Annotated in this window: 20 protein-coding genes, 1 tRNA gene and 1 pseudogene; 8 read left to right on the forward strand and 14 right to left on the reverse strand. The window is 72.9% G+C overall.

The genetic code is table 11. The features are described 5' to 3' along the window. Positions 1–87 precede the first annotated feature (87 nt). Positions 88–276 carry a helix-turn-helix transcriptional regulator gene (locus ACIF8T_RS18950; protein WP_398934204.1) on the forward strand — a complete coding sequence of 63 codons (189 nt, stop codon included), beginning with the start codon at positions 88–90 and terminating at the stop codon, positions 274–276. 68 nt (positions 277–344) lie between these two features. Continuing rightward, the gene (locus ACIF8T_RS18955) at positions 345–1,712 is read left to right on the forward strand and encodes a tyrosine-type recombinase/integrase (protein WP_400036364.1); all 1,368 of its coding nucleotides are present in this window, start codon (positions 345–347) and stop codon (positions 1,710–1,712) included. Between the two features lie 164 nt (positions 1,713–1,876). Here ACIF8T_RS18955 and ACIF8T_RS18960 read toward each other — a convergent pair. Further along, positions 1,877–1,958 (reverse strand) — tRNA-Tyr (locus ACIF8T_RS18960). A gap of 234 nt (positions 1,959–2,192) precedes the next feature. Between ACIF8T_RS18960 and ACIF8T_RS18965 the strand changes: the two genes are divergently transcribed. After that, on the forward strand, positions 2,193–2,681 hold the full coding sequence (locus ACIF8T_RS18965) for a YajQ family cyclic di-GMP-binding protein (protein WP_400036366.1): 489 nt from the start codon (positions 2,193–2,195) through the stop codon (positions 2,679–2,681). A 124-nt stretch (positions 2,682–2,805) separates the two neighbouring features. On the opposite strand, the gene ACIF8T_RS18970 is transcribed toward ACIF8T_RS18965, so the two are convergent. Continuing rightward, a complete protein-coding gene (locus ACIF8T_RS18970) occupies positions 2,806–3,072 on the reverse strand; it encodes a GlsB/YeaQ/YmgE family stress response membrane protein (protein ID WP_400036368.1) in 267 nt (88 codons plus the stop codon). A gap of 200 nt (positions 3,073–3,272) precedes the next feature. Between ACIF8T_RS18970 and ACIF8T_RS18975 the strand changes: the two genes are divergently transcribed. Further along, entirely contained in the window at positions 3,273–4,523 is a 1,251-nt protein-coding gene (locus ACIF8T_RS18975) for an APC family permease (protein WP_400036369.1), read from the forward strand. Between the two features lie 508 nt (positions 4,524–5,031). Here the strand turns inward: ACIF8T_RS18975 and ACIF8T_RS18980 are convergent. The 12 genes from ACIF8T_RS18980 to ACIF8T_RS19035 all read right to left on the reverse strand — a co-directional run bounded on the left by ACIF8T_RS18980 (position 5,032) and on the right by ACIF8T_RS19035 (position 16,796). Continuing rightward, positions 5,032–5,427 carry a YccF domain-containing protein gene (locus ACIF8T_RS18980; RefSeq protein WP_400036371.1) on the reverse strand — a complete coding sequence of 132 codons (396 nt, stop codon included), beginning with the start codon at positions 5,425–5,427 and terminating at the stop codon, positions 5,032–5,034. Continuing rightward, positions 5,424–6,284, reverse strand: a complete 861-nt coding sequence (gene htpX, locus ACIF8T_RS18985; RefSeq protein WP_400036373.1) for a zinc metalloprotease HtpX — start codon at positions 6,282–6,284, stop codon at positions 5,424–5,426. The genes ACIF8T_RS18980 and htpX overlap by 4 nt, the downstream gene beginning before the upstream one ends. A gap of 260 nt (positions 6,285–6,544) precedes the next feature. After that, entirely contained in the window at positions 6,545–8,068 is a 1,524-nt protein-coding gene (locus ACIF8T_RS18990) for an NADH-quinone oxidoreductase subunit N (protein ID WP_400036375.1), read from the reverse strand. After that, complete coding sequence (locus tag ACIF8T_RS18995) at positions 8,065–9,639, reverse strand: NADH-quinone oxidoreductase subunit M (protein ID WP_400036377.1); 1,575 nt, start codon at positions 9,637–9,639, stop codon at positions 8,065–8,067. Before ACIF8T_RS18995 ends, ACIF8T_RS18990 begins: the two co-directional genes overlap by 4 nt. Before the next feature lie 6 nt (positions 9,640–9,645). Next, entirely contained in the window at positions 9,646–11,640 is a 1,995-nt protein-coding gene (locus ACIF8T_RS19000; RefSeq protein WP_400036379.1) for an NADH-quinone oxidoreductase subunit L, read from the reverse strand. Next, the gene (gene nuoK, locus ACIF8T_RS19005) at positions 11,637–12,026 is read right to left on the reverse strand and encodes an NADH-quinone oxidoreductase subunit NuoK (protein ID WP_400036381.1); all 390 of its coding nucleotides are present in this window, start codon (positions 12,024–12,026) and stop codon (positions 11,637–11,639) included. Before nuoK ends, ACIF8T_RS19000 begins: the two co-directional genes overlap by 4 nt. Then, positions 12,026–12,688 (reverse strand): NADH-quinone oxidoreductase subunit J, encoded by a 663-nt coding sequence (locus ACIF8T_RS19010; RefSeq protein ID WP_400036383.1) that lies wholly within the window; start codon positions 12,686–12,688, stop codon positions 12,026–12,028. The genes nuoK and ACIF8T_RS19010 overlap by 1 nt, the downstream gene beginning before the upstream one ends. Beyond that, entirely contained in the window at positions 12,685–13,395 is a 711-nt protein-coding gene (locus ACIF8T_RS19015; protein ID WP_400036385.1) for a NuoI/complex I 23 kDa subunit family protein, read from the reverse strand. Before ACIF8T_RS19015 ends, ACIF8T_RS19010 begins: the two co-directional genes overlap by 4 nt. Positions 13,396–13,397: 2 nt before the next feature. Continuing rightward, on the reverse strand, positions 13,398–14,366 hold the full coding sequence (locus ACIF8T_RS19020) for an NADH-quinone oxidoreductase subunit H (protein WP_400036386.1): 969 nt from the start codon (positions 14,364–14,366) through the stop codon (positions 13,398–13,400). After that, the gene (locus ACIF8T_RS19025; RefSeq protein ID WP_400036388.1) at positions 14,363–15,715 is read right to left on the reverse strand and encodes an NADH-quinone oxidoreductase subunit C; all 1,353 of its coding nucleotides are present in this window, start codon (positions 15,713–15,715) and stop codon (positions 14,363–14,365) included. Before ACIF8T_RS19025 ends, ACIF8T_RS19020 begins: the two co-directional genes overlap by 4 nt. Beyond that, complete coding sequence (locus ACIF8T_RS19030) at positions 15,712–16,398, reverse strand: NADH-quinone oxidoreductase subunit B (protein WP_400036390.1); 687 nt, start codon at positions 16,396–16,398, stop codon at positions 15,712–15,714. The genes ACIF8T_RS19025 and ACIF8T_RS19030 overlap by 4 nt, the downstream gene beginning before the upstream one ends. Beyond that, complete coding sequence (locus ACIF8T_RS19035) at positions 16,389–16,796, reverse strand: NADH-quinone oxidoreductase subunit A (RefSeq protein WP_400036392.1); 408 nt, start codon at positions 16,794–16,796, stop codon at positions 16,389–16,391. The genes ACIF8T_RS19030 and ACIF8T_RS19035 overlap by 10 nt, the downstream gene beginning before the upstream one ends. Positions 16,797–17,003: 207 nt before the next feature. On the opposite strand from ACIF8T_RS19035, the gene ACIF8T_RS19040 reads away from it, so the two are divergent. The 4 genes and pseudogenes from ACIF8T_RS19040 to ACIF8T_RS19055 form a co-directional block, all read left to right on the forward strand. Continuing rightward, positions 17,004–18,368, forward strand: a complete 1,365-nt coding sequence (locus ACIF8T_RS19040; protein WP_400036394.1) for a sensor domain-containing protein — start codon at positions 17,004–17,006, stop codon at positions 18,366–18,368. Between the two features lie 160 nt (positions 18,369–18,528). Then, positions 18,529–19,896 carry a sensor histidine kinase gene (locus ACIF8T_RS19045; RefSeq protein ID WP_400036396.1) on the forward strand — a complete coding sequence of 456 codons (1,368 nt, stop codon included), beginning with the start codon at positions 18,529–18,531 and terminating at the stop codon, positions 19,894–19,896. Positions 19,897–20,062: 166 nt separating this feature from the next. After that, positions 20,063–20,752: a LuxR C-terminal-related transcriptional regulator gene (locus ACIF8T_RS19050; protein WP_400036398.1), complete on the forward strand. Its 690-nt coding sequence runs from the start codon at positions 20,063–20,065 to the stop codon at positions 20,750–20,752. 266 nt (positions 20,753–21,018) lie between these two features. Further along, positions 21,019–21,228 (forward strand): annotated as a pseudogene (locus ACIF8T_RS19055) (2-oxoglutarate ferredoxin oxidoreductase subunit alpha); the annotation flags it as partial.

A 21,228-nucleotide genomic window follows, 5' to 3' on the forward strand; every position in this document is an offset into this window, starting at 1 on the left:
CCCTGACCTGCGCGGTAGCGGCGGTAGCGGAAGTAGCGCCCCTCAGAGAGTGCTCCCCGACGCCCTTTCCGAGAAGGAGTCACCACCTTGGCCAGCACCAAGATGCTCAAGCTCCCCGAAGTCCTCACCGAGATCGGCATGAGCCGCGCTGCCTTCTACCGCATGCGCGCCCGCGGGCAGGCGCCGCGACTGGTGAAGCTTCCCAACGGTCACCTGCGGGTTCGCCGCAACGACCTGGACGACTGGCTCAGCAACCTGGACACCCCCGCCTACTGAACACATCGGCTCGCCGACACCACCTCAGGGGCCCGGCTCATGCCGGGCCCCTTCCCAGAAAGGTTCCGATGGGGAAGACGTACGACGTTCGGATTTGGTCCGTCCGGCAGAGGAAGGACCGCGGACAGACCTCTGCAGAGCTGCGCTGGAAGACGGGCGAGACTCCGCACTCTCAGACGTTCCGCACCAAGACCCTGGCAGACGGCCGACGCGCGGAGCTGCTGCGGGCGGCGCACGCCGGCGAGCCGTTCGACGAGTCCACTGGGGTGCCAGTCTCCGAGCTGCGGAAGCGCAACGACGTGAGTTGGTACCAGCACGCACGCGAGTACATCGAGATGAAATGGCAGCACTCCCCCGGTTCGACGCGCCGGACGCTCGCGGAAGCCATGGCCACAGTGACGCCGGCGCTTGTCACGAACACCAAGGGAATGGCCGACGCCAAGACTGTGCGGACGGCTCTCTACAGCTGGGCGTTCAACATGAGCCGCCGTGACCAGGAACTCCCGGACGACGTGGCCGCCGTGCTGGCGTGGTTCGAGCGGAAGTCGCTGCCCACGTCCGCTCTGGCCGACCGGATGCACGTGCGCGCGGCTCTGGACGCCCTGACCAAGAAGCTGGACGGCACCACGGCATCCGCGTCGACCATTCGGCGGAAGCGGGCCATCTTCCACAACGCCCTCGGCTACGCCGTCGACGCCGGCCGTCTGACGGACAACCCTCTGCCGCAGGTGCAGTGGAAAGCTCCGGAGCAGGTGGCGGAGGAACTGGACCCGGCTTCAGTGCCAGACCCCCGGCAGGCTCTCGCGCTGCTCGATGCCGTGCGCACACAGAGTCCCCGCGGGCGGCGCCTGGTCGCGTTCTTCGGCTGCATGTACTACGCGGCGGCGCGGCCGGCGGAAGTCATCGGTCTCCGTCTCCAGGACTGCGACCTGCCCCGGCGGGGGTGGGGCACTCTGCGACTCCGAGAGACCCGCCCGCGCTCGGGTTCGGCCTGGACGGACAGCGGTGAGGCGCACGACCGGCGAGGGCTCAAGCACCGGCCCCGGAAAGCAGTCCGCACCGTGCCGATCCCGCCCGATCTCGTGAGCCTGCTCCGGTGGCACGTCACCGCGTACGGCGTCGCCCCCGACGGCCGGCTGTTCCGCACGCAACGCGGCGGGCTCATTCAGGACACCGGATACGGCGAGGTGTGGGCAGAGGCCCGCACACGCGCTCTCACGCCCGCTCAGTGCGCTTCGCTGCTGGCGAAGCGCCCATATGATCTACGCCACGCCGCCGTGTCCACCTGGCTCAGCTCCGATGTGGAACCGCAGGAAGTGGCCGCGCGCGCCGGCCACAGTGTGGCGGTGCTGTTCCGGGTGTACGCCAAGTGCCTGGACGGCGGTGCGGCCACGGCTAACGCCCGGATCGAGCGGGCGCTGAGGAGCGGCAGCTAGAGAGCCGAATCTCTGCCCCACGCCTGCCCCACACGGACTGGTCAGCACCCGAATCAGGGTGAGACACACCGGGAAAAAGCGCCCATAGCGACCGGGCCGCGCCCGTGAACGACGAAAGGGTCTGTGACCAGCATTGCTGCTGGTCACAGACCCTTTCGGTCGTGTGGCGGCGCCAGGATTCGAACCTGGGAAGGCTGAGCCGGCAGATTTACAGTCTGCTCCCTTTGGCCGCTCGGGCACACCGCCGGGGTTGCTGCCTGTCGAACCGCCTTCCGGCGGTGCTCCGTGGCAACGACGTAAACAATACCCGATGCCGAGGGGTGCTTCGCCACCGGATTGATCTGCGCCCGGACGGCGCGGGGTGGCTAGGCTTGTCCGGATGCGGTCCGGGATGTTGCCGGACTCGGCGGCCGCCCGCGTACGCCGGTACGCACCCGGAACGCACCCCGATTCGCACCCCGATACAAGGAGCCACAGGACATGGCCGACTCCAGTTTCGACATCGTCTCGAAGGTCGAGCGGCAGGAGGTCGACAACGCCCTCAACCAGGCCGCCAAGGAGATCTCGCAGCGCTACGACTTCAAGGGCGTGGGTGCCTCGATCTCCTGGTCCGGCGAGAAGATCCTCATGGAGGCGAACTCCGAGGACCGGGTGAAGGCTGTCCTCGACGTCTTCCAGTCCAAGCTGATCAAGCGCGGGATCTCCCTGAAGGCTCTCGACGCGGGCGAGCCGCAGCTCTCCGGCAAGGAGTACAAGATCTTCGCGTCGATCCAGGAGGGCATCTCCCAGGAGAACGCCAAGAAGGTCGCGAAGATCATCCGCGACGAGGGCCCGAAGGGCGTGAAGGCCCAGGTGCAGGGCGACGAGCTGCGGGTCACCTCCAAGAGCCGCGACGACCTGCAGGCCGTCATCGCCCTGCTGAAGGGCAAGGACTTCGACTTCGCGCTGCAGTTCGTGAACTACCGGTAAGGCGTGATCCGCCGGCGGGGCGTGACGCGCCGGTGGGTCCGAGGGCGCGTCGGCCTCGCCGGCGCGTCGACGAGGAAGGGTGGGCACCCGCCGGTGTCCGCCCTTCTCGCGGTTCGGCGCGCGTTCAGTCCCGCGAGTGGCCGAACAGGATGCGGTAGCCGATCAGGAGGACGAGCGAGCCGCCGATCGCCGCCGCCCAGGTGGTGCCGTCGTAGAAGTCCTTGGTGATCGGGTGGTCCAGCCAGCGGGCCGATATCCAGCCGCCGAGGAAGGCGCCGGCGACGCCGATCAGGGTCGTGCCGACGAGGCCGCCCGGGTCGCGGCCGGGCAGCAGGAACTTGGCGATGGCTCCGGCCAGCAGCCCGAGGATGATCCAGCTGATGAAGGTCATGCCGTGAACCTGCCCTTTCGCGCTGTGCCCGCGCTGTCCCCGCGCGGTGTGTGCGCCGGGGACAGGCAGTGCTCCGTGCGTCGTGCGTGTGCGGTCGGCCTCCCGTGTGCGGCGTTCGGGCCGCGCGTGTTCGTGCCGTCTTGGTGAACAAGACGTACCGGGTGCACCTGGTGGTTGCGCGGGTCAGTAGGGTCCGGCGCATGACGCACTCCGACTCCGCGCTGCGGCGCACCCTCGGCGTGGGCGACGCCGTGGTCATCGGCCTCGGCTCGATGGTGGGCGCCGGGATCTTCGCCGCCCTGGCTCCCGCGGCCCACGCGGCCGGGTCCGGGCTGCTGCTGGGGCTCGCGGTGGCCGCCGTGGTCGCCTACTGCAACGCCATGTCGTCGGCACGGCTCGCCGCGCTCTATCCGGCCTCCGGCGGCACGTACGTGTACGGGCGGGAGCGGCTCGGGGAGTTCTGGGGTTATCTCGCGGGCTGGTCGTTCGTGGTGGGGAAGACGGCCTCCTGTGCGGCGATGGCGCTCACGGTGGGCGCGTACGTCTGGCCGGGGCAGGCGCACGCCGTGGCGGTCGCGGCGGTGGTGGCGCTGACCGCGGTGAACTACGGCGGTGTGCAGAAGTCCGCGTGGCTGACGCGGACGATCGTGGCGGTGGTCCTGGCGGTCCTCGCCTCCGTGGTGGTCGTGTGCCTGGGGTCGGGCGAGGCCGACGCCGGGCGTCTGGACGTCGGGGTCTCGGGCGGCGTGGGCGGGATCCTCCAGGCGGCGGGGCTGCTGTTCTTCGCGTTCGCGGGGTACGCCCGGATCGCGACCCTCGGCGAGGAGGTGCGGGATCCGGCGCGCACCATCCCGCGCGCGATCCCGCTGGCGCTGGGCATCACGCTGGTGGTGTACGCGTGCGTGGCGGTGGCCGTCCTTTCCGTGCTGGGACCCGGCGGTCTCGCGGAGGCGACCGCGCCGCTGGCCGACGCGGTGCGGGCGGCCGGGGTGCCCGGGCTGGCGCCGGTCGTGCGGGCCGGTGCCGCGGTGGCCGCGCTGGGCTCCCTGCTGGCCCTGATCCTGGGCGTGTCCCGGACGACGCTGGCCATGGCCCGGGACCGGCATCTGCCGGGCGCGCTGGCGGCGGTGCACCCCCGGTTCCAGGTGCCGCACCGGGCCGAGCTGGCCGTCGGCGCGGTGGTCGCGGTCCTGGCCGCCACGGTGGACGTCCGGGGCGCGATCGGTTTTTCCTCCTTCGGTGTGCTGGCGTACTACGCGGTGGCCAACGCCTCCGCGTGGACGCTCGACGCGGCTCCGGCGGCGCGGGTGGTGCCCGCGGTGGGGCTCGTCGGGTGCGCGGTGCTGGCGTTCTCGCTGCCGGGGGTCTCGGTGGTCGTGGGGGCGGGTGTGCTGGCGGTGGGGGTCGTGGTCTACGGAGTGCGGCAGTGGGCGGCCGGGCGGAGGGGTTAGGGAGCCGAGGGCACGTGCCTGCGGGGAGTGGGTGGTCGGCCGCGCGCGGCCCAGGAGGCGGGGTGCGCAGGGGCGTGCGGCGGTGCTGGGCGGGCGTGAGGGGCTGAGAAGCGGGTGCGCGGCATCTGCGGGGGTGGCCGGCCGGCCTGGGGAGCGGCCGCGACGGGCGTGTCGAGCGGCCGGCCGCGCGGCTTCTCGCGAGTGGGCGGGTGGGGATTTGCGGAGTGGGCGGGCGCACGCCGGCCTGGGCATGAGGGCGAGGAGCCGACGGGGCGTGGGGGGCGGACTTCGGTGGGCCGGGCCTGGTCGGCGCTCTCTTCCGGGTGCACGGGTGCAGGGTGCGCAGGTGTACGGGTGCGCGGGTGTGGGCCGGTGGCCGTGGCGGCCGCTGCCGGGTCTCGGTCATAGGTTCATCCTGCGGGCTGCCGCCGGCAAGCGGGCGGGCCTGTGGACAACGCGCCGGTTGTGGACAACGGGTGCGTGAGCCGGGACGGGCCCCGGCGCGGAGTCACCAGCGCTGCGGGAACGGCTGGTCCGTGCGGACGATCTCGCGGCCCAGCGGGAGCAGCGAGACCGGGATCAGCTTGAAGTTGGCGATGCCCAGCGGGATGCCGATGATCGTGACGCACAGGGCGATGCCGGTCACGACGTGGCCGAGGGCCAGCCACCAGCCCGCGAGGAGCAGCCACAGGACGTTGCCGACGCAGGACGGCGCGCCCGCGTCCCGGCGCTCGACCGCGGTGTACCCGAAGGGCCACAGGGCGTAGAGGCCGATGCGGAACGCCGCGACGCCGAAGGGGATGCCGATGATCGTGACGCACAGCAGCACGCCGGCGAGCAGGTAGGCGAGGAACAGCCAGAAGCCGCTCAGGACGAGCCATATGACGTTCAGGACGGTCTTCACTGGTGGCCTGCCATCCTCTCGAGCCGGGCGATGCGGTCCGCCATCGGCGGGTGCGTGGAGAACATCTTCGACAGCCCCTGCCCCGGGCGGAACGGGTTCGCGATCATCATGTGGCTGGCCGTCTCGATGCGGGGCTCGGGCGGCAGCGGGAGCTGCTTGGTGCCCGATTCGAGCTTGCGCAGGGCGCTGGCGAGGGCGAGCGGGTCACCGGTGAGCTGGGCTCCGGAGGCGTCCGCCTCGTACTCCCGGGAACGGCTGATGGCCATCTGGATGAGGCCGGCGGCGAGCGGGCCCAGGAGCATGATCAGCAGCATGCCGAGCAGGCCGGGGCCGTCGTCGTCGTCGGAGCGGCCGATGGGGATCAGCCAGGCGAAGTTGACCAGGAACATGATCACGGAGGCGAGGGCGCCGGCGACCGACGAGATGAGGATGTCGCGGTTGTAGACGTGGCTGAGCTCGTGGCCGATGACGCCGCGCAGCTCCCGCTCGTCCAGCAGGCGCAGGATGCCGTCGGTGCAGCACACGGCCGCGTTGCGGGGGTTGCGGCCGGTGGCGAAGGCGTTGGGCGCGTCCGTCGGGGAGATGTACAGGCGCGGCATGGGCTGCCGGACCTGCGTGGAGAGCTCGCGGACCATGCGGTACAGCCCCGGGGCCTCGAACTCGCTCACCGGGCGGGCCCGCATCGCGCGCAGTGCCAGCTTGTCGCTGTTCCAGTACGCGTACGCGTTCGTGCCCAGGGCGATCAGGACGGCGACGACGAGTCCCGTGCGGCCGAAGAAGCTGCCGATGACAATGATGAGTGCGGACAGTCCCCCGAGGAGTACTGCGGTCCTGAGCCCGTTGTGCCGGCGGTGCACGGTACGCCCTCCAAGTGGTGCGGCAGGGGAACCCTTGCTGGTCTGCGATGCCCACTGGTGTCGCGGTGTCACGTCCAGTGGACCCTCCCGAACTGGTCAACGCCAGGCGGATGGCACGGGTTCCCTGGTGGGTGCGGCGGCGCGTGTGGGCCGTCCGGGTGACGGGGGCGCACACGGCACGCGCGCGTGGGGCGGGTGCCCCACGCGCGCGTGATCAAAGCGGCCCGCGTGGCGGGAGCGACCGGTGTGAGGGGCCGTGGTCAGAAGAGGCCGGTGTCGGTGAAGCGCAGGACCAGCTGCGGGGCGCCGGACAGGGCGAGGGCGAGCACTCCGGTCGCGGCGAGCGCGGCGGTGACCGGCGCGGGGACGCGGTGGGTGCCGGGCTCGCCCTCCGGGGCGCGGAACAGCAGGGCCGTCCACTGCAGGTAGTAGAACAGCGCGATGACGACGTTGACCGCCATGACCACGGCGAGCCAGCCGAGGCCCGCGTCGACGGCGGCGGAGAAGACGGTGACCTTCGCGAAGAGGCCGATGACACCGGGCGGCAGTCCGGCGAGGCAGAGCAGGAAGAACGCCAGGAGCAGCGCGGTCAGCGGGCTGGCGGCGTACAGGCCCCGGTAGTCGGAGACGCGGTTGAGGGGCTTGGTGCGGCCCAGGAGCGCGGCCACCGCGAAGGCGCCGAGGTTCACGGCGCCGTACATCAGGGCGTAGGCGACGGTCGAGCCGATCGACCGCTCGGCGTCGTCGGAGTACGCGGCGGCCGCGATCGGCACCAGGAGGTAGCCGGCCTGGCCGACGGACGACCAGGCGAGCAGCCGGACCGCGCTGTACGCGCGCGTGGCCCGCTGGCGCAGCGCCCCGGCGTTGCCGACGGTCATGGTGAGCGCGGCCAGTACGGCGAGCGCCGGGCCCCAGACGTCGCCGTACGACGGGAGGGCGACGACCGTGACGAGGATCAGGCCGGTGAAGCCGACCGCCTTGCCGACCACCGACAGGTAGGCGGCGACGGGCAGCGGCGCGCCGACGTAGGTGTCGGGCACCCAGAAGTGGAACGGTACGGCGGCCGTCTTGAAGGCGAAGCCGACGAGGGTGAGGACGACTCCCGCGTGGGCGAGCGTGGTGAGCTGCCCGTCGACGTCCGGGATCCGTTCGGCCAGCCGGGTCAGGTGGAGGGTGCCGGTGGAGGCGTACAGGAAGCTGATGCCCATGAGGCTGACCGCGGTGGCGGTGACCGAGGACAGGAAGAACTTCAGCGCCGCCTCGGAGGACCGCCGGTCGCCGTACCGGAGGCCGACGAGCGCGAAGGCGGGCAGGGAGGCGACCTCCAGGGCCACGACGAGGGTCGCCAGGTCGCGGGAGGCGGGCAGCAGGGCCGCGCCGGCCGCAGAGGACAGCAGCAGGAACCAGAACTCGCCCTCGGGCAGTGCCCCGCGGGCGTCCTTCAGCCCGGTGACCGACAGCAGCGCCGTCAGGAGGGCTCCGCCGAGGACCAGCAGCTGGACGACGAGGGTGAAGCGGTCGGCGGTGTAGCTGCACACACCGGGGTCGCCGGTCAGGCAGAAGGTGCTGCGGTCGCCGTCGAGGAGCGGCAGCAGCAGGAGCAGGGAGGCCGCGAGGCCGGCCACCGACAGCCATCCCAGCAGGGGCTTCCTGCGCTCGTCGGCGAACAGGTCGGCGACGAGCACGACGAGTCCGACGACCGCGGCGAGGGTGGGCGGCGCGATCGCGAGCCAGTCGACGGACTGGATCACCGACTCGGCCGGGGGCAGGGCCAGGGAGCTCATCGGGTGCCTCCTGCGAGGAGCTGCTGCACGGCCGGGTCGGACAGGCCCAGCAGGACCTTGGGCCACAGGCCTGCGACGACGGTGAGGACGACGAGCGGGGTCCAGGCCGCGAACTCGTAGGAGCGGACGTCGGCCAGCCCCGGGGCGTCCTGCGGGACGGCGCCCATGCAGACGCGGCGGACCACGACGAGCAGGTACGCGGCCGTCAGCAGGGTGCCGAAGGCGCCGATCGCCGTGAAGGTGAGGAAGGCGGGGCGGCTGAGTCCCTCGGCGGGGTCGAAGGCGCCGAACAGCGCCAGCATCTCGCCCCAGAAGCCGGCCAGGCCCGGCAGGCCCAGCGAGGCGACCGCGGCGAAGGCGAGCAGGCCGCCGAGGCGCGGGGCCCTGCCGTACAGGGCGGCTCCGGTCTTCTCGGCGAGGGTGTCGAGGTCAGTGGTGCCGGTGCGGTCCTTCAGCGCGCCGACCAGGAAGAACAGCAGGCCGGTGATGAGGCCGTGGGCGATGTTGGCGAACAGGGCGCCGTTCACGCCGGTGGGGGTCATCGTGGCGATGCCGAGCAGGACGAAGCCCATGTGGCCGACGGAGGAGTAGGCGATGAGGCGCTTCAGGTCGCCCTTCGCGCCCTGCCGGGCGAGGGCCAGGCAGGCCAGGGACCCGTAGATGATCCCGACGACGGCGAAGGCGGCGAGGTAGGGCGCGAAGGTGCGGAAACCGTCCGGCGCCACGGGGAGGAGGATCCGGACGAATCCGTACGTGCCCATCTTCAGCAGGACGCCGGCCAGCAGGACCGAGCCGACGGTCGGGGCGGCGGTGTGGGCGTCGGGCAGCCAGCTGTGCAGCGGCCACATCGGCGTCTTGACCGCGAGCCCGATCCCGATCGTCAGAACGGCGATGACCTGCACGGACGTGGTCAGCGACCGGCCGTTGTCAGTGGCGAGTGCCACCATGTCGAACGTGCCCGCCGTGATTCCGATCAGGAGCAGGCCGAGCAGCATGACCACGGAACCGAGCAGCGTGTAGAGGATGAACTTCCAGGCGGCCCCGGCCCGGCCCTCGCCGCCCCAGCGGGCGATGAGGAAGTACATCGGGATCAGGACCGTCTCGAAGGCGAGGAAGAACAGCAGCAGGTCCAGGACGGCGAAGGTCGCGAGGGTGCCGGACTCCAGGACGAGCAGCAGCGCGACGAAGGCCTTCGGGGCCGGGCCCGCGGGCATCTTGAAGTACGAGTAGAGCGCGCAGAGGAAGGTCAGCAGCGCGGTCAGGACCAGGAGGGGGAGGGAGATGCCGTCGATGCCGAGGTGGATGCGCACGTCGAGTGCGGGGATCCAGCTGATGTCGGTCGTGGCCTGCATCCTGGACGGCCGGCCGTGGTCGAAGCCGAGCGCCAGGACGACCGCCGCGACGAGGACCGCGCCGGTCACGGTCACGCCGTGCCGCAGCACGGCCTGCTCGGGCGACTTCCCCTTCAGCCCGGGCGGGGCCGGCAGGAGGGCGGCGGCGGCCCCGAGGAGCGGGCCGACGACGACGAACGCCAGAAGGAACTGCATCACGGACTCGCTGATATCGATCACGCCTGCTCACGCTCCCGTGGCGACGAGGACGGCGGCGACCACCAGGACGACGGTGCCGGCGAGCAGCGCGCTCACATAGGTCTGCACATTGCCGGTCTGGGCGCGTCGCACGGCGGTGCCGAGCCAGCGCGGCAGGGCGCCCGCGCCGCGTACGTAGGCGTCGACGACCTCGCGGTCGAGGAACCGGACGAGTCGCGCGCCGGCCTGGACCGGGCGGACGAAGAGGGCCGCGTACACGGCGTCGAGGTGGAAGCCGAGGGCCGCGTGGCGGTGCAGCGGGCCCAGCAGCAGCCGGCCGGGGTCGGACGGGTCGGGTGCGGCGGCCACCGTGCCGTAGGCGGGTTTGTGGCCGGCGACGGCCTCGGCCTCGACCCGGGCGGCGCCGCCCTCCGGGTGGGCCGCGACCGCGCCCAGCGGGACGCGGGCCGCGAGGGCCGTGGTGTGCCGCCAGGCCGCGTAGGTGACGATGCCGCCGGCCAGGGCCACGCCCGTGCCGAGCACGGAGGTGGTGAGGGTCGGGGTCAGGTCGCGGCCGTCGAACCAGCCGGGCAGCGCGCGGAAGGCGAACCCGCCGAGCGCGAGCGACGGCACCGCGAGCACCCACAGCACGACGGTCATCGTCAGCGGCTGCCGGCCGTGGTCCGGGGCCTCGGCGCCCCGGCCGCGGAAGGCCAGCAGCCACAGGCGCGTCGCGTAGGCGGCGGTGAGCAGGGCCGTCAGCAGACCGGAGAGGAGGACGAGCCAGCCCGCGGCGGACGGGGCGTGCTCGGTGTGGCCGGTGACGACGTGCTCGGCGGTGCCGAGGACGGCCTCCTTGGAGAAGAAGCCGCTGAACGGCGGGATCGCGGCGAGCGCGAGGAGCGCGACGGTCATCGTCCAGTAGGCGTCGGGGACGCGGTCGCGCAGGTTCCGCATGCGGGACATGGCGGCCAGCGAGTTGGTGCCGGCGGCGTGGATGATCACGCCGGCCGCGAGGAAGAGCAGCGCCTTGAAGGCGCCGTGGGACAGGAGGTGGAAGACGGCGGCGCCGCGGTCGCCGACGGCGAGCGCGCCGGTCATGTAGCCGAGCTGGCCGACCGTCGAGTAGGCGAGGACGCGCTTGATGTCGTCCTGGGCGAGCGCGGCGAGCGCCGAGCCGGTCATCGTGACGGCGGCCATGACGGCCAGGACCACCATCGCGGCCTGCGAGGCCTCGAAGAGCGGGAGGAGACGGGCGACGAAGTAGACACCGGCGGCGACCATCGTCGCGGCGTGGATCAGCGCGGAGACCGGGGTCGGGCCCGCCATGGCGTCGGGGAGCCAGGTGTGCAGCGGGAACTGCGCCGACTTGCCGGCCACGCCGGCCAGGAGCAGCAGGGCGATCGGCGTGGGGTGGTCGATCGCGCCGCTCGCGACGGCGCCGAGGACGCGGGTGATCCGGAAGGACCCGGCATCGACGGCCAGGGCGAACAGGCCGATCAGGAACGGTACGTCGCCGAGCTTGGTGACCAGGAAGGCCTTCAGGGAGGCGGCGCGGGCCTCGGGGGTCTCCCAGTAGTGGCCGACGAGGAAGTAGGAGCAGATGCCCATGACCTCCCAGCCGACCAGCAGCACCATCAGGTCGCCGGAGTAGACGACCAGGAACATCGCGGAGGTGAACAGGGAGACGAGCGCGGCGTACGAGGGGTAGCGCGGGTCGTCGCGGAGGTAGCCGGTCGAGTAGATCTGCACGCAGGTGGCGACGACGCCGACCAGGACCGCGACGAGGGCGGCGAAGCCGTCGACGTGCAGGGCGAGCTCGATCGGGACCGAGCCGGTGGGGGTGAGCTCGGTGGCGGCGTTCACGGCCCGGCCGCCGCCCTGGCGCACGGCGACCAGCACGGCGAACACCAGCGACGCGAGCGTCGGCAGGACGGCGAGGGGGCGGACGAACCCGGGGGCGGTGCGGCCCAGGAGCAGGCCGGCGGCGGCGCCGAGGAACGGGAGGAGGGGGACGAGGACGGCGAGGGTGGTCGTGGTCACGCGGTGGCCTCAGCCTTCTCGGTCGCTTCGGCCGGGCGGGCGTCGGGGCCGGGGCCGTCGGTCTCGTGTCCCTCGGCGGTGTCGCGGAGCCGGTCGATGTCCGAGGTGCCGCGGTTGCGGTGGACGGCCAGGACGATGGCCAGGCCGATGCCGATCTCGGCGGCGGCGATGGCGATGGTGAACAGGGTGAGGGCCTGGCCGGAGTGCAGGGTCTCCTCGGCGGTCCTGCTGAGCCAGACGTCGAAGGCGACCAGGTTGAGGTTGACGGCGTTGAGCATCAGCTCGACCGACATCAGGACCAGGATCGCGTTGCGGCGGGCGAGGACGCCGTACAGGCCCGTGCAGAACAGGAGGGCGGAGAGCACGGCGGGATAGGCGAGGTGCATCAGCGGTCCCCTTCCTTCGCGCCGCGGGCGCCGGGGGCGCCGCCGGCTCGGGTGTCCGGCTCCGCCTTCGCCTTGCGGGACAGGACGATGGCGCCGACCAGGGCGGCCAGGAGGAGGACGGAGAGGGCCTCGAAGGGGAGGACCCAGTGCTGGAAGAGGCTCTCGCCGGTGACCTCGGTGGATCCGGCGGCGGGGCCGTCCAGGTCGATCCAGGTGGTGCGGAAGGCGTCGACGACGACCCAGACCAGGGCGGCGGCGGCGACGACGGCCACCGCGAGGGCGGCCCAGCGGTTGCCGGAGTCGGCGTCCGGTGAGCGGCCGATGGGGGCCCTGGTGAGCATCAGGCCGAACAGGAGGAGGACGACGACGGAGCCGACGTAGATGAGGACCTGCACCCAGGCGATGAACTCGGCGGTGAGCAGGAGGTACTCGACGGCCAGGCCGCCGAGGGTCACGACCAGCCACAGGGCGGCGTGCACCAGCTGCCGGGTGGTGACCGTGACGAGCGCGGCGCCGAAGGTGACCAGGCCGACGAGGAGGAAGGCGATCTCGACGCCGGTCGGCGAGAGGAAGCCGTGGGCCTCGGCGGCCGTGGTCGTGGGGTCCGCCGTGAGCCGGGCGGCTGCTGCCGTCGCCGTGGTGGCTGCTGCTGCGAGGGTCATTCCCGGCCCTCCTGCCGCCGGTCCGTGGGCCGGGGCCGGTCCGTCTGCTGCGGGGAGTCGCCGTGCGGGCGGGTGGGTCCTTCGGCGGCGCGGGCCTGCTCGTCGGCGTGGGATGCGGTGCCGGAGGAGGCCGGAGCGGCGGGCGGTGCGGCGTGCCCGGTGGCCTCCGCGGCCTCGGACCGCTGCTGGGCCGCCAGCTTCTCGGCGGTCTTGCGGGCGGTGGCGAGTTCCTTCGGCTCCTCCGCGCCGGGGTCGAGGGCCGGCGGGGCCGGGACGGTCCACATCCACTCGCGGAGCTTGTCGCGCTCGTGGGTGAGGTCGCGGATGTCGGTCTCGGCGTACTCGAACTCCGGGGACCAGAACAGCGCGTCGAAGGGACAGACCTCGATGCAGATACCGCAGTACATGCACAGGGAGAAGTCGATGGCGAAGCGGTCGAGGACGTTGCGGCTGCGTTCGCGGCCGCCCGGGGCCGCCGCCGGGATCGTCTCCTTGTGCGAGTCGATGTAGATGCACCAGTCCGGGCACTCGCGGGCGCAGAGCATGCAGACCGTGCAGTTCTCCTCGAACAGCCCGATCACGCCGCGGGTGCGGGGCGGGAGGTCGGGCTGGGCCTCCGGGTACTGCTCGGTGACGGACTTCCTCGTCATCGTGCGCAGGGTGACGGCCAGGCCTTTGGCCAGGCCCGAGCCGGGAATGGGCGCCATGGTTACTGGATCACCACCTTGACGATGCCGGTGAGGGCGATCTGGGCGAGGGCGAGGGGGACGAGGAGGGTCCAGGCGAGTTTCTGGAGCTGGTCCTCGCGCAGGCGCGGATAGGTGACGCGCAGCCAGATGACGACGAACGCGAGGAGGGCCGTCTTCAGCAGGGTCCAGACCCAGCCGAGGCCGTCGGCGCCCCACGGGCCGTGCCAGCCGCCCAGGAAGAGGACGGTGGTCAGGCCGCACAGGACGACGATCCCGGCGTACTCGGCGAGGAGGAACAGGGCGAAGCGCAGGCCGGTGTACTCGGTGTACGCGCCGAAGATGATCTCGGAGTCGGCGACCGGCATGTCGAAGGGCGGGCGCTGGAGTTCGGCCAGGCCCGCCACGAAGAACACGAGGGCGCCCACGATCTGCCAGGGCAGCCACCACCACTGGAAGGCGTCGAGGATGCCGGTCAGGGAGACGGTGCCGGCCGCCATCGCGACGGAGGCGGCGGTGAGCAGCATGGGGAGTTCGTACGCGAGGAGCTGGGCGGCGGTGCGCAGGCCGCCGAGCAGGGAGAACTTGTTGGCGGAGGCCCAGCCGGCCATCAGCGAGCCGAGGACGCCGACGCCCATCACGGCCAGGACGAAGAAGACGCCCGCGTCCAGGACCTGGCCGACGGCTCCCTCACCCGGACCGATCGGGACGGCGAGCAGGACGAGCAGGTAGGGCAGGAGGGCGACGGCCGGCGCGAGCTGGAAGATGCGGCGGTCCGCGCCCGCGGGGACGACGTCCTCCTTCTGCGCGAACTTCACGCCGTCGGCGATGAGCTGGGCCCAGCCGTGGAAGCCGCCGGCGTACATCGGGCCGAGGCGGCCCTGCATGTGGGCCATGACCTTGTGCTCGGTCTGGCCGATGATCAGCGGGAAGGTGAGGAAGACGACGAAGACGACCAGGAGACGCAGGATGACGTCGAGCGCGTCGTTCACTGCCGGCCTCCTTGGGGGTCCTCGGGGTTGTGCGGGTCGTCTTCGGCTTGCGGGTCCTCCCTCTCCGGCAGCGGCGCGGCCTCCGGTGAGGGTTCGGGGCGCGGTGCGTCGAAGGCCGGACGGGCGTGGTGCCAGGGGGCGTCCGGGCTGCGCGGGGCAGCGGGGGGTTTCGCGGCACGCGCCTGGGGGCGCGCGGCGGCGGGATCGTCGCCCGTGGCGGGGGGAACGGGCGGGGCGCTCGTGGTGGCCGTGCCGTCGGTAGCGACCGTGCCGTCGGTGGCTACCGTGTCGTCCGCGGGTGCCGCGTTCTCCGTAGGTGCCGCGCTCTTTGTAGGTGCCGTGTTCTCCGTGGGTGCCGCGTTCTCCGTGGGTGCCGTGTCCTCGGGCGTGGTCGGGGCCGACGCGGCGCGCTGGCTCGCGGAGCCCTCCGTGGCACTGCGCGCCCGGCGCGGACCGGCCGGGGCGCCTGCCCCCGCAGCGCGCTGCGACGCCGAGCCCTCGCCCGCGCTCCGGGCACGACGCGGAGCCGCCGGCGCACCGGTCGGGGGCGTGGCACCGCCGGACGGCGCTTCGGTGCCGGGGACCGCCTGGCTCGCCGAGCCTTCCGCCGCCGTACGCGCCCGGCGCGGACCCGTCGGCGCGGCACCCGGCTCCGCCGGCGCTGCCGCCTGGCTCGCCGAGCCCTCGCCCGCCGTGCGGGTGCGGCGCGGTGGGCGTTCGCCCGCCGGGCGGGCCGCGCCCCGGGCCGGGCGGGCGGGGGCGGGGGGCAGCTGGCCCTTGAGGGGGCCCCACTCGTTGGGGTCGGGGACGCCCGGGGGGAGCATCTGGCGGCGCTTGGGGCCGGCGTGGGCGGCACCCGCCGCGGGCTCCCCCGGTTCCTTGGCGCCCGGCCAGGCCTTGGCGACCCGGGCCGCCAGGACGAAGTCCTTGCGCAGGGGGTGGCCCTCGAAGTTCTCCGGGAGGAGGAGGTGTTCCAGCCCGGGGTGGCCCTCGAAGACGACGCCGAACATCTCGTGCGTCTCGCGTTCGTGCCAGGTCGCGCCCGCGTACACGCCGACCGCGCTGGCCAGGACCGGCGACTCGTGCGGGACGGTCGTGCGCAGCAGCAGGCGCCGCACGGGGGCGAGGGCGGCGACGTGGGCGGCGACGCGGAAGCCCGTGCCCGGCTCGTCGACCGCGCTCAGCCAGTCGAAGAACGTGCAGCCCAGCCGGTCGCGGGCGGTCTCCAGCGCCTGGACCCAGGCCGTCGGCGGGACGTCGACGGTGAGGACCTCGTAGGACTCCTCGGCCGTGGCCCCGGCGCCGAAGAGGTCCTCGACGCCGGCGGGCAGCCAGCCGACCGCCGTCATCGCTCCTCCCCCGGGTTCGCATCGGGGACCGCGCCGGGAGCCGAGCCGGTCGTCGAACCTGTCGTCGAACCCGTCGCCGAGCCGGTCGTCGAGTCCGTGGCCGTGGGCGACGGCGCCTTCACCAGGCCGCTCTGCAGGGCCGCCGCCGAAGGGCGGGCCGCTGCCGTGCCGTAGCGCTCGCCGAGCGACTCGCGGGCGATCTTCTCCTGGAGCTTGAGGATGCCCTGGAGCAGCGCCTCGGGGCGGGGCGGGCAGCCGGGGACGTACACGTCGACCGGGATGATCTGGTCGACGCCCTTGGTCACCGAGTACGAGTCCCAGTACGGGCCGCCGCAGTTGCTGCACGCGCCGAAGGAGATGACGTACTTCGGCTCGGGCATCTGCTCGTACAGGCGCTTCACGGCGGGCGCCATCTTGTCCGTGACCGTGCCCGACACCACCATCAGGTCGGCCTGGCGCGGGCCGGGCGCGAAGGGGATGACGCCGAGGCGGATGAAGTCGTGGCGGGCCATCGACGCGGCGATGAACTCGATGGCGCAGCAGGCGAGGCCGAAGTTGAAGACCCAGAGCGAGTAGCGGCGCCCCCAGTTGAGGACCACCTTCATCGGCTCGGGGGCCAGGCGGGCGAGCGCGCCCAGCCGCTTCGGCTCGGGGAGCGAGACGGGGGTGGGGGTCACGTCCATGCCAGGACGCCCTTCTTGTATGCGTAGAGCAGGCCCACGGCCAGGAAGCCGAGGAAGATGAACATCTCCACGAGGGTCGTCGCGCCGTAGCCGGGATCGGCGAAGACGGTCGCCCAGGGGAAGAGGAAGATCGAGTCGACGGCGAAGATGACGTACAGGAAGGCGTAGACGTAGTAGCGGACCTGGGTGTGGGCCCAGCCCTCGCCGACGGGGTCGACGCCGCACTCGTACGTCAGGAGCTTCTCGGGGGTGGGGACCACGGGGCGCAGCAGACGTCCGGCCCCGAAGGCGACGGCGACGAACAGCACGCCGACGGCGGCGAGCAGTCCGACGACCGAGTAGGACTCGAAGTAGTCCGCCGCGACGACGGTCGTCTCGACGGCGGTCGGTTCCGGCACGTCCGTCCCTCGCTCCCTGAGTCTGCTTCTTCCGTGACCCTTGTGAACGCCGTGGTGCGACGATCTGTACGCACGGGAGTCTAGGCCCTGATAAAGGCACGGTAAGCAGCCCGTCACCGCGGTGCATGCGGGGGTGGGGTTTACCCCCGTGCGTCCTGGCGGTTCACCTCATGGCGCGGCCGGGCGCCGCCGGGCACGCTAACGGATATGACCGAACGCTTCCCGCCCGCGGGCCCGGCCACGGACCCGACCGCGGGCACGAACCCGGGCCCGACCGCGGGCACGACCCCGGGCTTGTTCCCGGGACCGGCCGCGAGCACCCCGGTGGCCCCGTCCGCGGACCCGCCGGCCGGCCCGGAGACGCCCTGGGGCACCGCCCCGGCCAGCACGGTGCCCGAGCCCGGCGACCGCCCGCCGCCGCCCCGCTTCGCCTACGACCGGCACACCTGGAAGGAGATCGCCCACCTCCTGGCCAACCTCCCGGTGGCACTGCTCGGCTTCACGTACGTCATGACGGTGCTCTTCACCAGCTTCTGGCTGACCGTGACCGTGATCGGCTTCCCGCTCCTCGCGGCCGGGCTCATGGGGGCGCGGCAGCTGGGCAGGCTGGAACGGGCACGGGCCAGGGCGCTGCTCGGCGTGCGGGTGGACGAGCCGAGCCGGCTGCCGCTGCGCGGGAAGGGCGGTTTCCTCCAGCAGCTGTGGCTGTCGCTGAAGGACCCGGTCGGCTGGCGGACGGTGCTGTACGAGTTCATCCGGCTGCCCTGGGGCATCGTCACCTTCACCGTCACGCTGGCCTCGCTGTTCGTGCTGTGGCCGGTGCTGCCGTTCATCGCGCGGGGGCTGGCCAACGCGGACCGGGCGATGGTGCGGGGGCTGCTGTCGCCCTCCGACGAGCTGGAGCAGCGCATCGCCGAACTGGAGTCGGACCGGGGGGTCGTCGTCGACACCGCCGCGGCCGACCTGCGGCGCATCGAACGCGACCTGCACGACGGGGCGCAGGCCCGCCTGGTCAACCTGGCCATGGGGCTGGGCCTGGCCAAGGAGAAGCTGCTGGAGGACCCGGACGCCGCCGCGGCGATGGTGGAGGAGGCGCACGGCGAGGTGAAGCTGGCGCTGCAGGAGCTGCGGGACCTGGCCCGGGGCATCCACCCCGCCGTGCTGACCGACCGCGGGCTGGACGCGGCGCTGTCCTCGGTGGCGTCGCGCTGCACGGTCCCGGTGAAGGTGACCGTCGACCTGCCGGCGCGCCCGGCGGCGGCGATCGAGGGCATCGCCTACTTCACCGTCTCGGAGCTGCTGCAGAACGTCAGCAAGCACAGCGGGGCGAAGTCGGCGGCGGTGGACGTGTGGCGGTCGGAGGACCGGCTGCTCATCCAGGTGTGGGACGACGGCCGCGGCGGCGCGCGCCTGGACCGGGGCACGGGGATGAAGGGCCTGGCCGACCGGCTGGACGCCGTGGACGGCGTGTTCGTCCTGGACTCGCCCGAGGGCGGCCCCACGACCGTCGCGGCGGAACTGCCCTGGCGCGACCGGGAGGCCTCCGGCGGGGAGGGCCGGACGGGCCGCTGAGCGCGTCCGGCCCCTCCTTCCCCACCTCCGTCCCACCCCACCCCGAGGTAGGGAAAACCCCCCGCCCGAGACGCCGACGGACTCCATGGTCCCCGGGCCCGCCGCACAGCAGGGTGGACGTACGACGCGACAGCCGCAGGACGAGGAGAAGGACGAACCCATGGCCATGGAGTACGGACAGGGGTACGGGCTCGGCACCGGGTCCGGGGACCCGCGCGGCGCGCGGGGGCCGGGGCAGCGGCTGCCGGCCGTGCTGCGGGCGCCGGTCGAGGGCCGCGCCTGGCGGGAGCTCGGCCACACGCTGCTGAGCCTGCCGGTCGGCATCCTGCTGTTCACCTGGGCGGTCACCATGGTGTCGCTGGGCGCGGGCCTGCTGGTGACCTTCCTGGGCGTGCCGGTGCTGGCGGCGGCGCTCGCCGGGTGCCGGGGGTTCGGGGCGCTGGAGCGGCTGCGCGCCCGGGCGTTGCTGGGCCTGGAGGTGGCCGAGCCGGAGCCGCTGCGGATGAAGCGGCAGGGCCTGATGGCGTGGATGGGCGCCGTCCTCAAGAGCGGCACCTCGTGGCGGACCCTGCTGTACGCGCTGCTGCTGCTCCCCTGGTCGGTGGTCTCCTTCGTCGTGGCCCTGAACGTCTGGATCCTCGGCTGGGCCCTGCTGACGTATCCGCTGTGGTTCTGGGTGCTCCCGGCGTACGCCGGGCAGGACGGGATCCAGCTGTACGGCGACGAGACGCACCGGATCTACCTCGACAACCCCTTCGAGGTGACGGTGACCGCGCTGGTGGGGCTGCTGTTCACGATCGCCTCGCCGTGGATCGTGCGGGCGCTGACGATGGTGGACCGGCTGCTGGTGCTCGGGCTGCTCGGGCCGTCGCGGCTGGCCACGCGGGTGGTGGAGCTGGAGTCGGACCGGGGGGTCGTGGTCGACACGGCCGCCGCCGACCTGCGGCGCATCGAGCGGGACCTGCACGACGGGGCGCAGGCCCGGCTGGTGGCGCTGGCGATGGACCTGGGGCTGGCGAAGGAGAAGCTGCGCGAGGACCCGCGGGCGGCGGTGCGGATGGTCGACGAGGCGCACGGCGAGGTGAAGACGGCGCTGCAGGAGCTGCGGGACCTGGCCCGGGGCATCCACCCCGCCGTGCTGACCGACCGCGGACTGGACGCGGCGCTGTCGGCGGTGGCGTCGCGCTGCACGGTCCCGGTGCGGGTGGAGGTCGACCTCGCGGAGCGGCCGGCGCCGGCGATCGAGGGGATCGCCTACTTCACGGTGTCGGAGCTGCTGCAGAACGTCAGCAAGCACGCGCGGGCCACCTCGGCGGACGTCGAGGTGTGGCGGTCCGGCAGCCGACTGATGCTCCAGGTCGTCGACGACGGGGTGGGCGGGGCCGACGCGTCCGCCGGGTCGGGGCTGGCGGGGCTCGCGGAGCGGCTCGACGCGGTGGACGGGGTGCTCGTCGTGGACTCGCCGGCCGGGGGGCCGACGCGGGTGACGGCGGAGCTGCCGTGGCGGGCCACCGAGCGCGCCGGGTGAGCACGCGCCGGACCCGGCGCCCGCTCGCGGGGTGAGAACGCGCGGACCCGTGCCCGCCCCGCACCGGGTCCGCGCGACGGACGTCCCCCGGTTCCCGCGGCCCGGCCGCACGCGCGCCCCGATCCTGGAATGCTGGAGTGTCGTACGGGTGGACACACAGCGGGTCATGGGGGGCCGGACAATCGTGGAGGACAGGGTGCGGGTGGTCATCGCCGAGGATTCAGTGCTGCTCAGGGAGGGCCTGACCCGGCTGCTGACCGACCGCGGGCACGACGTGGTCGCCGGGGTCGGCGACGGCGAGGCGCTGGTCAAGACCATCGGGGACCTGAACGCGCAGGGCGAGCTGCCCGACGTGGTGGTGGCCGACGTACGGATGCCGCCGACGCACACCGACGAGGGGGTGCGGGCCGCGGTGCACCTGCGCAAGGCGCACCCCGGGCTCGGGGTGCTGGTGCTGTCGCAGTACGTGGAGGAGCGCTACGCCACGGAGCTGCTCGCGGCTTCCAGCCGCGGCGTCGGCTACCTGCTCAAGGACCGGGTGGCCGAGGTGCGCGAGTTCGTGGACGCGGTGGTGCGGGTGGCCCGGGGCGGTACGGCCCTCGATCCGGAGGTGGTCGCCCAGCTGCTCGGCCGCAGCCGCAAGCAGGACGTGCTCACGGGACTCACCCCCCGGGAGCGGGAGGTCCTGGGGCTGATGGCGGAGGGGCGGACGAACTCGGCGATCGCCAAGCAGCTCGTGGTGAGCGACGGGGCCGTCGAGAAGCACGTCAGCAACATCTTCCTGAAACTGGGTCTGTCCCCGAGCGAAGGGGACCACCGGCGGGTGCTGGCCGTGCTCACCTACCTCAACTCCTGACGTGCGCGCCCCGCGTCCCGCCCCGGGCCGCCGTACGGGCGATTCGGTGGCCGCGGGGGCGGAACCGGGGGGCGTGCGGGAGCGTCTCCGGGACAAGCGCCCGGGGGGCCGGACATCATGACAAGCCAGGGCGGCGGGCCGTCTCACAGTCGTGTCCATCTTGTGGATGGCCTCAGGGAGCCGACCCTCACGGTCGTAGGGTTGATTGCGGGTGGGCCTTCGGGAAGGCCCGGCCCGGACAGCCGCCTCTAGGGAGGTCCAGTTCAGTGACCAGCCAGGTCAGTAGCCCAGCGGAACAGGCCGACGGAGCCGACGGAACCGTCGTGGGAGCGCAGCGCAAACCGGCGGGGACGAAGGACGTCCGCCGGCTGGACCGGGTGATCATCAGGTTCGCGGGTGACTCGGGTGACGGGATGCAGCTCACCGGGGATCGTTTCACCGCGGAGACCGCGTCGTTCGGCAACGACCTGTCGACG

This window comes from Streptomyces sp. NPDC085946, from assembly GCF_044540485.1.
Lineage (GTDB): Bacteria > Actinomycetota > Actinomycetes > Streptomycetales > Streptomycetaceae > Streptomyces.